Annotated in this window: 7 protein-coding genes; 4 read left to right on the top strand and 3 right to left on the bottom strand. The window is 69.8% G+C overall.

The window, feature by feature from the left end; all coding sequences use genetic code 11:
- Nucleotides 1-57 precede the first annotated feature (57 nt).
- A complete protein-coding gene (locus BZL64_RS12980) occupies nucleotides 58-855 on the top strand; it encodes a hypothetical protein (protein WP_086769254.1) in 798 nt (265 codons plus the stop codon).
- 103 nt (nucleotides 856-958) lie between these two features.
- On the opposite strand, the gene BZL64_RS12975 is transcribed toward BZL64_RS12980, so the two are convergent.
- Entirely contained in the window at nucleotides 959-3,331 is a 2,373-nt protein-coding gene (locus BZL64_RS12975; RefSeq protein WP_086769252.1) for an HAD-IC family P-type ATPase, read from the bottom strand.
- A gap of 145 nt (nucleotides 3,332-3,476) precedes the next feature.
- Nucleotides 3,477-3,731 (bottom strand): DUF2530 domain-containing protein, encoded by a 255-nt coding sequence (locus BZL64_RS12970; protein WP_086769250.1) that lies wholly within the window; start codon nucleotides 3,729-3,731, stop codon nucleotides 3,477-3,479.
- Between the two features lie 151 nt (nucleotides 3,732-3,882).
- Here BZL64_RS12970 and BZL64_RS12965 point away from each other — a divergent pair, with 151 nt between their 5' ends.
- Nucleotides 3,883-5,334: an NCS2 family permease gene (locus BZL64_RS12965; RefSeq protein WP_086769248.1), complete on the top strand. Its 1,452-nt coding sequence runs from the start codon at nucleotides 3,883-3,885 to the stop codon at nucleotides 5,332-5,334.
- Between the two features lie 128 nt (nucleotides 5,335-5,462).
- Here BZL64_RS12965 and BZL64_RS12960 read toward each other — a convergent pair whose 3' ends face one another.
- Nucleotides 5,463-5,645, bottom strand: a complete 183-nt coding sequence (locus BZL64_RS12960) for a ribbon-helix-helix protein, CopG family (protein ID WP_086769246.1) — start codon at nucleotides 5,643-5,645, stop codon at nucleotides 5,463-5,465.
- A gap of 164 nt (nucleotides 5,646-5,809) precedes the next feature.
- Between BZL64_RS12960 and BZL64_RS12955 the strand changes: the two genes are divergently transcribed.
- Both BZL64_RS12955 and BZL64_RS12950 read left to right on the top strand, forming a co-directional pair.
- Nucleotides 5,810-6,247 carry a MarR family winged helix-turn-helix transcriptional regulator gene (locus tag BZL64_RS12955; protein ID WP_086769244.1) on the top strand — a complete coding sequence of 146 codons (438 nt, stop codon included), beginning with the start codon at nucleotides 5,810-5,812 and terminating at the stop codon, nucleotides 6,245-6,247.
- Nucleotides 6,248-6,270: 23 nt separating this feature from the next.
- Nucleotides 6,271-7,266 (top strand): MFS transporter (locus BZL64_RS12950; RefSeq protein WP_107430283.1); only part of this gene is annotated, 996 nt, incomplete at its 3' end.

Here is a 7,266-nt window from a genome sequence, read left to right as displayed (position 1 = left end):
CGGGCCTCTCCTCACGCCCCCTCACACGCCACATCTCTCGCTCTCCGAGGAACCTTCATGCGCGTACGCGCCACCACCACCGTCGCCGCCGTCATCGGCGCCGTCGCCCTCTCGGCCCTCGCCGTGCCGACCGCGCAGGCCGCCCCGGCAGGCCCCGCCGTCACCTTCTCCAACGTGAAGGTCAACAGCAAGGCCGTCGTCATCGGTCCCACCGCCAAGGTCACGGTCTCGGCGAGCTACACGGTGACCAAGCCCGCGAATCTGAGCGCCGCCTCCTTCGACAGCGGCCCGGTCCTCTACCGCGGCAGCACGCTCACCGTGCAGAGCCGGATCATCGCCGGTGACAACCCCGGCACCTGCACGGCCGCCTCCTCCACGGTCCTCAAGTGCACGGCCAAGATCCAGTTCCGGCCCGCCGAGTCCGAGGACTACGACGACCTCGTCAACTCCGACGCCGGCACCTGGAACATCGGCGCCCTCGCCGTCGGCGACAGCGGCTTCACCACCAAGGGCGGCTTCGGCACCATCAAGCTCCTGCGCGCCTCCAAGCTGACCGCCAACGCCACCCCGGAGCCGGTCCGCAAGGGCGCCACCATCACCGTCACGGGCAAGCTCTCCCGCGCCAACTGGGACAGCAACACCTACGCCGGGTACTCCACCCAGCCGGTGAAGCTCCAGTTCCGCAAGGCGGGCACCACCGCCTACACCACGGTCAAGACCATCAAGACGTCCACGACGGGCGCCCTGAAGACGACCGTCAAGGCGACCGCGGACGGCTACTTCCGCTACAGCTTCGCCGGCACCTCGACCACCCCGGCGGTCAACGCCACGGGCGACTACATCGACGTGCGCTGACCCCACCGAGCCCGCAGGGACTCGTCATGAACGGCCCGGCCCCCGCAGCCAGCGGGTACCGGGCCTTTCCCATGGCCGGCCGGCCTGATCCGAACGAGAGGCCCTAAGAGGTCCCCATGCGGTCGACCCTCCGCCACAGGAACTCCAGGACGGCCGCCGCGACCGCCGCGACGCCCACCGCGATCCACGGCATCGTCATGCCGATCAGCTTCAGCGCGAAGAAGTCCTGGAGCCACGGCACCACCAGCACGACCACGAAGGCCGAGCCCATGGACACCACCAGCAGGACCCGCCACCAGGTGTAGGGCCGGGCGATGATCACCAGCACCCACATCGAGATCAGGAACAGGGTCAGCGTCGCCGCGCTCGTCTCGGCCTCCAGCGCACCCTCGCCCGAGTAGTGGTGCCGGGCGATCAGGTACGTCGTGAAGGTCGCCACGGCGGCCAGCACCCCGCCCGGGATCGAGTACCGCATCACCCGCCGCACGAAGTGGGGCCGCGCGCGTTCCTTGTTGGGGGCGAGGGCGAGGAAGAACGCCGGGACGCCGATCGTCAGCGTCGACAGCAGGGTGAGGTGGCGGGGGAGGAACGGGTACTCCACCTGCCAGCACACCACCAGCAGCGCGAGCAGCACCGAGTACACGGTCTTCACCAGGAACAGCGTGGCCACCCGCGTGATGTTGCCGATGACCCGCCGGCCCTCCGCCACCACCGACGGCAGCGTGGCGAAGCTGTTGTTCAGCAGCACGATCTGGGCTACCGCGCGGGTGGCCTCCGAGCCCGAGCCCATCGCCACGCCGATGTCCGCGTCCTTCAGCGCGAGGACGTCGTTGACGCCGTCGCCGGTCATCGCGACGGTGTGCCCGCGTGACTGGAGGGCGCCGACCATGTCCCGCTTCTGCTGCGGGGTGACCCGCCCGAACACCGTGCCCTCGTCGAGCGCCACGCCCATCGCGTCCCGCTCGGCGGGCAGCCCGCGCGCGTCCACCGTACGGCCGTCCAGGCCCAGCTTGGCGGCCACAGCGCCCACGGACACCGCGTTGTCACCGGAGATGACCTTGGCGCGGACGTCCTGCTCGGCGAAGTAGCGCAGGGTGTCGGCCGCGTCGGGGCGCAGCCGCTGTTCCAGGACGACCAGGGCGGCGGGGCGGGCGCCGCGGGCCGGCTCGGGGTCGTCGAGGGTACGCAGGGCGCGGGTGAGGAGCAGTACCCGCAGGCCCTGCTCGTTGAGCCGCTCGGTCTCGGCGAGGGCGGGGTCGTCGGCGGCGAGGAGGACGTCGGGGGCGCCGAGCAGCCACGTACTGCTCTCGCCGTCGCCCTCGTTGAAGGCGGCGCCGCTGTACTTGCGGGCGGAGGAAAAGGGCAGGGCCTCGGTGCAGCGCCAGTCGTCGGCGTCCGGGTAGGCGTCGATGATCGCCTGGAGGGAGGTGTTGGGCCGCGGGTCGGACGCGCCGAGCGCGCCGAGCACCTTGTGTACGTACCCGGCGTCGCTGCCGTCCAGCGGATGGACCTCGGTGACGTCCATGCCGCCCTCGGTGAGGGTGCCGGTCTTGTCCAGGCAGACGGTGTCGACGCGGGCGAGGCCCTCGATGGCCGGCAGTTCCTGGACGAGGCACTGCTTGCGGCCGAGCCGGATCACGCCGATGGCGAAGGCGACGGAGGTCAGCAGGACGAGGCCCTCGGGGACCATCGGCACGATCCCGCCGACGGTCCGCGCGATCGAGTCCTTGAGGTCGTTGTCCTTGACGAACAGCTGGGTGATGACCAGGCCGATCGCGGCCGGGACCATCATCCACGTCACGTACTTGAGGATCGTGGAGATGCCGGTGCGCAGCTCGGAGTGGACGAGCGTGAAGCGGGACGCCTCCTCGGCGAGCTGGGCGGCGTACGCCTCGCGCCCGACCTTGGTGGCCCGGAAGGCGCCGCCGCCCGCCACCACGAAGCTGCCGGACATGACCTCGTCGCCGGGGCGTTTGACGACGGGGTCGGCCTCCCCGGTGAGCAGCGACTCGTCGATCTCCAGGCCGTCCGCCTCGACGCACACCCCGTCCACGACGATCTTGTCGCCGGGTCCGATCTCGATGAGGTCGTCCAGGACGAGGGAGGAGGTGCCGACCGTCACGGCGACCCCGTCGCGCCGGACGGTGGGGCGGGCCTCGCCGATGACGGCGAGGGAGTCGAGGGTCTTCTTCGCCCGCCACTCCTGGATGATGCCGATGCCGGTGTTGGCGAGGATGACGTACCCGAAGAGGCTGTCCTGGAAGGGCGCCACGAACAGCATGATCACCCAGAGGACGCCGATGATCGCGTTGAACCGGGTGAAGACGTTCGCCCGGACGATCTCGCCGACCGAGCGGCTGCTGCGGACGGGTACGTCGTTGACCTGACCGCGCGCCACGCGCTCCGCGACCTCGGCGGAGGTGAGCCCGGTCGCCGTGGGGGCCGGCGCGGTGGCGGCGGCGTCGGTATGGGTCATGGAATCGACGGTACGTGCGGATGGGGGCGTTCACCCGCCGGAGGCCCGGAAGATCCGACCTGGGGAGGACGGCGGTCGTGCGCCGGTACTACCTGGCGGCTAGTCCTCCCCGGAGCCGACCCCGGCGTCCGGCTCTTCCCGGCGGCTAGCCCTCCCCGGAGTCGCCCCGCTTGATCGCCGCGTCGCGCTTGCGGACGTACCAGATGCCGATGAATCCGAGACCGCCGCCCGCGAGGCAGGTCCAGAGCCACCACAGGTGGCCGTGATCGTCGAACCAGCCGTAGAAGGGCAGCTGGACGAGGAAGAGGGCGAACCAGAGGATCGTGCCGCCGGTGATGGTGGCGACCACGGGGCCCTCCAGGGGCTCCGGCGCCTCGTGCTTGGGGGTCCACTTCGCCATGGGGGACAGCCTACGAGGCGATCAGGTCTACGCGCGGAGATGGTGCTACCCGATTTATGTGTTCATACTGAAACGGTTTGCCTTTGACCATATTCATTCGTAGGAAGCACCAAGCGGCATGGGGGATGTCCGCCCGGTGATGAGGTTCCCCATGTCCACCTCGGCCCCCGCCAAGGTTCCCGCGCCCGAAGAACCGGGCGGCACGTCCGCGTACGGCGCGCTCGACCGCTTCTTCCGCATCTCCGAGCGGGGCAGCACGCTCCCCAGGGAGATCCGGGGCGGCTTCGCCACCTTCTTCGCGATGGCCTACATCATCGTGCTGAACCCGATCATCCTGGGCAGCGCCAAGGACATGTACGGGCACCAGCTCGACAACGGCCAGCTCGTCACCGCCACCTGTGTGACGGCCGCGTTCACGACGCTGCTGATGGGCGTCATCGGCAACGTGCCGATCGCGCTGGCCGCCGGCCTCGGCGTCAACTCGGTCGTCGCGCTCCAGCTCGCCCCCCGGATGGCCTGGCCGGACGCGATGGGCATGGTCGTCCTCGCCGGTCTCGTGGTCATGCTGCTGGTGGCGACCGGTCTGCGCGAGCGCGTCATGAACGCCGTGCCCTTCGGCCTGCGCAAGGCCATCAGCATCGGTATCGGCCTCTTCATCATGCTGATCGGCCTCGTCGACTCCGGCTTCGTCACCCGCATCCCGGACGTCGCCCAGACCACCGTCCCGCTCCAGCTCGGCGGCGACGGTCACCTCAACGGCTGGCCGGTTCTCGTCTTCGTCCTCGGCGCGCTGCTGACGCTCGCCCTGATCGTGCGCAAGGTGCCCGGCGCGATCCTCATCTCGATCGTCGCGACGACCGCCCTCGCGCTGATCATCAACGCCGTCGCCACCGTGCCGTCCTGGGGTCTGACCACCCCGGAGTGGCCCGGCAACCCCGTCGCCACTCCCGACTTCGGCCTGATCGGCGAGTTCAGCCTCTTCGGCGGCTTCGACAAGGTCGGCGTACTGACCGGCGTGCTCTTCGTCTTCACCGTGCTGCTGTCGTGCTTCTTCGACGCGATGGGCACGATCATGGGCGTCAGCGACGAGGCCAAGCTGACCGACGCGCAGGGCCAGATGCCCGGCATCAACAAGGTCCTCTTCGTCGACGGTCTCGCCGTCGCTGCCGGTGGCGCCAGCTCCTCCTCCGCCACCACCGCCTTCGTGGAGTCCACGGCCGGCGTCGGCGAGGGCGCCCGCACCGGCTTCGCGAACCTCGTCACCGGCGGTCTCTTCACTCTCGCCCTGTTCCTGACCCCGGTCGCCACGATGGTCCCGTCCCAGGCGGCCACCCCCGCCCTGCTCGCGGTCGGCTTCCTGATCCTGGCCGGTTCGGTCAAGGAGATCGACTGGGCCGACCACACGATCGCGATCCCGGCCTTCATCACGATGGTGATGATGCCGTTCACCTACTCGATCACCAACGGCATCGGCATGGGCTTCATCACCTTCGCGGTCCTGCGCCTGGCGGCCGGCCGAGGCCGCGAGGTCCCGGTCCCGATGTACGTGGTCTCGGCCGTGTTCGCCTTCTACTACCTGATGCCGGCCCTGGGCCTGACCTGAGCCCGCGCCGGCCGGCCCTCCCTGGGCTGACCTGATCCGGCCGTCCTGCGGCCTCACCTGAGCCGGCCGTTCTACGGCCTCACCCGAGCCGGCCGTCCTGCGGCCTCACCCGAACCGTGTCACGCGGCTCAGGTGAGGCCGTAGAACTTCTCCGTCTCCTCGACCGCGGTCTGGAACCGCTCGTCGAAGTCATCGCGAATGAGCGTCTGGACGACATAGTCCTGGACGCTCATTCCCCTTTTGGCGGCATGGTGCCGGAGCCGCTCCAGCAGTTCGTGGTCTATCCGCAGGCTGAGCACATCGGTCCCCATGGCTACGAGGGTCGCGGCACGGTCCCGGTCGGCGGGTGACGTTCCGCACCTGTACCACCCGTACGAGTGACATTCGGGGGGTGTGGCGGTTCAGTGGCGCGCGTCACGGGAAGCAGGCGCCCCCCGGTTGGTCTTTAGCTAGGGTAATGAGTTGCTCTAAATACATGCCGGACCTAACACATGGCGACGACGTTGCCGCCGTGAACTCCCTGCGCTCCGCCGTGATGCGGCTGTCCCGTCGGCTCAAGCACCAGCGCGTCGACGAGTCGCTGAGCCCCACCGAGATGTCGGTGCTGGGCACCCTTTCCCTGTGCGGCAGCGCCACCCCGGGTGAGCTGGCCCGCAAGGAACACGTACAGCCGCCGTCGATGACCCGCATCGTGGCGCTCCTGGAGGCCAAGGAACTGGTCCGGCTGGAGCCCCATCCCGAGGACCGCCGCCAGAAGGTCGTCACCAAGACCGAGCAGGCCGAGGCCATGCTCGCGGAGAGCCGCGCCAAGCGGAACGCCTTCCTGGCCACCCTGGTCGACGGTCTCGACGAGGACGAGTGGGCGAAGCTGCGTGCCGCCGCCCCCGTCCTGGAGAAGCTCGCACACCTGTAGGCACTATCGAGGAGGCGACCCTTTTGAGTACGGGACCCGGAGCAGACTCCGCCCCCGCACCGACCACCCACGACTCTCCTCCCGGCCCGCCGGGGGGAACCCGCAGGTCCTCGATGTTCAGCTCGCTCAAGATCAGGAACTACCGCCTGTTCTTCGCCGGCCAGGTCGTCTCCAACATCGGCACCTGGATGCAGCGCATCGCCCAGGACTGGCTCGTGCTCAGCCTCACCGGCTCCGCCACCGCCGTCGGCATCACGACGGCCCTCCAGTTCCTGCCGATGCTCCTGTTCGGTCTCTACGGCGGCGTCCTCGTCGACCGCCTGCCCAAGCGCCGCATCCTTCTCTTCACCCAGGTGGCCATGGGCGCCACCGGGATCGTGCTCGCGCTGCTCACCCTCTCCGGCCGCGTCGAGGTCTGGCACGTCTACGTCGCCGCCTTCGCCGTCGGACTCGCGACCGTCCTGGACAACCCGGCCCGCCAGTCCTTCGTCTCCGAGATGGTCGGCCCGGACCAGCTCCAGAACGCCGTCAGCCTCAACTCCGCCAACTTCCAGTCCGCGCGCCTCGTCGGCCCCGCCGTCGCCGGCCTGATGATCACAGGCGTCGGCACCGGCTGGGCGTTCCTCGCCAACGGCCTCTCCTTCGTCGCGCCCATCGCCGGACTCCTGCTGATGGGCGGCCGCGAACTGCACGCCGTCCAGCGCGCCCCGCGCGGCAAGGGCCAGCTGCGGGAGGGCCTGCACTACGTCGCCGGACGCCCGGACCTGATCTGGCCGATCGTCCTGGTCGGCTTCATCGGCACCTTCGGCTTCAACTTCCCCGTCTACCTCACCGCCTTCGCCGACGACGTCTTCCACGCGGGCGCGGGCTCCTACAGCCTCTTCAACACCCTGATGGCCGTCGGCTCCCTGGTCGGCGCGCTCCTCGCCGCCCGCCGGGGAACCTCCCGGATGCGGGTGCTGATCGCGGCGGCCGTGTCCTTCAGGCCTGGTGGCGCTGGCCGCCGCGATCAGCACCCG

Source organism: Streptomyces bobili, from assembly GCF_002154575.1.
GTDB lineage: Bacteria > Actinomycetota > Actinomycetes > Streptomycetales > Streptomycetaceae > Streptomyces > Streptomyces bobili.
Note: the sequence above shows the minus strand (reverse complement) of the source record. Positions and strands in the feature narration are given on the sequence as shown.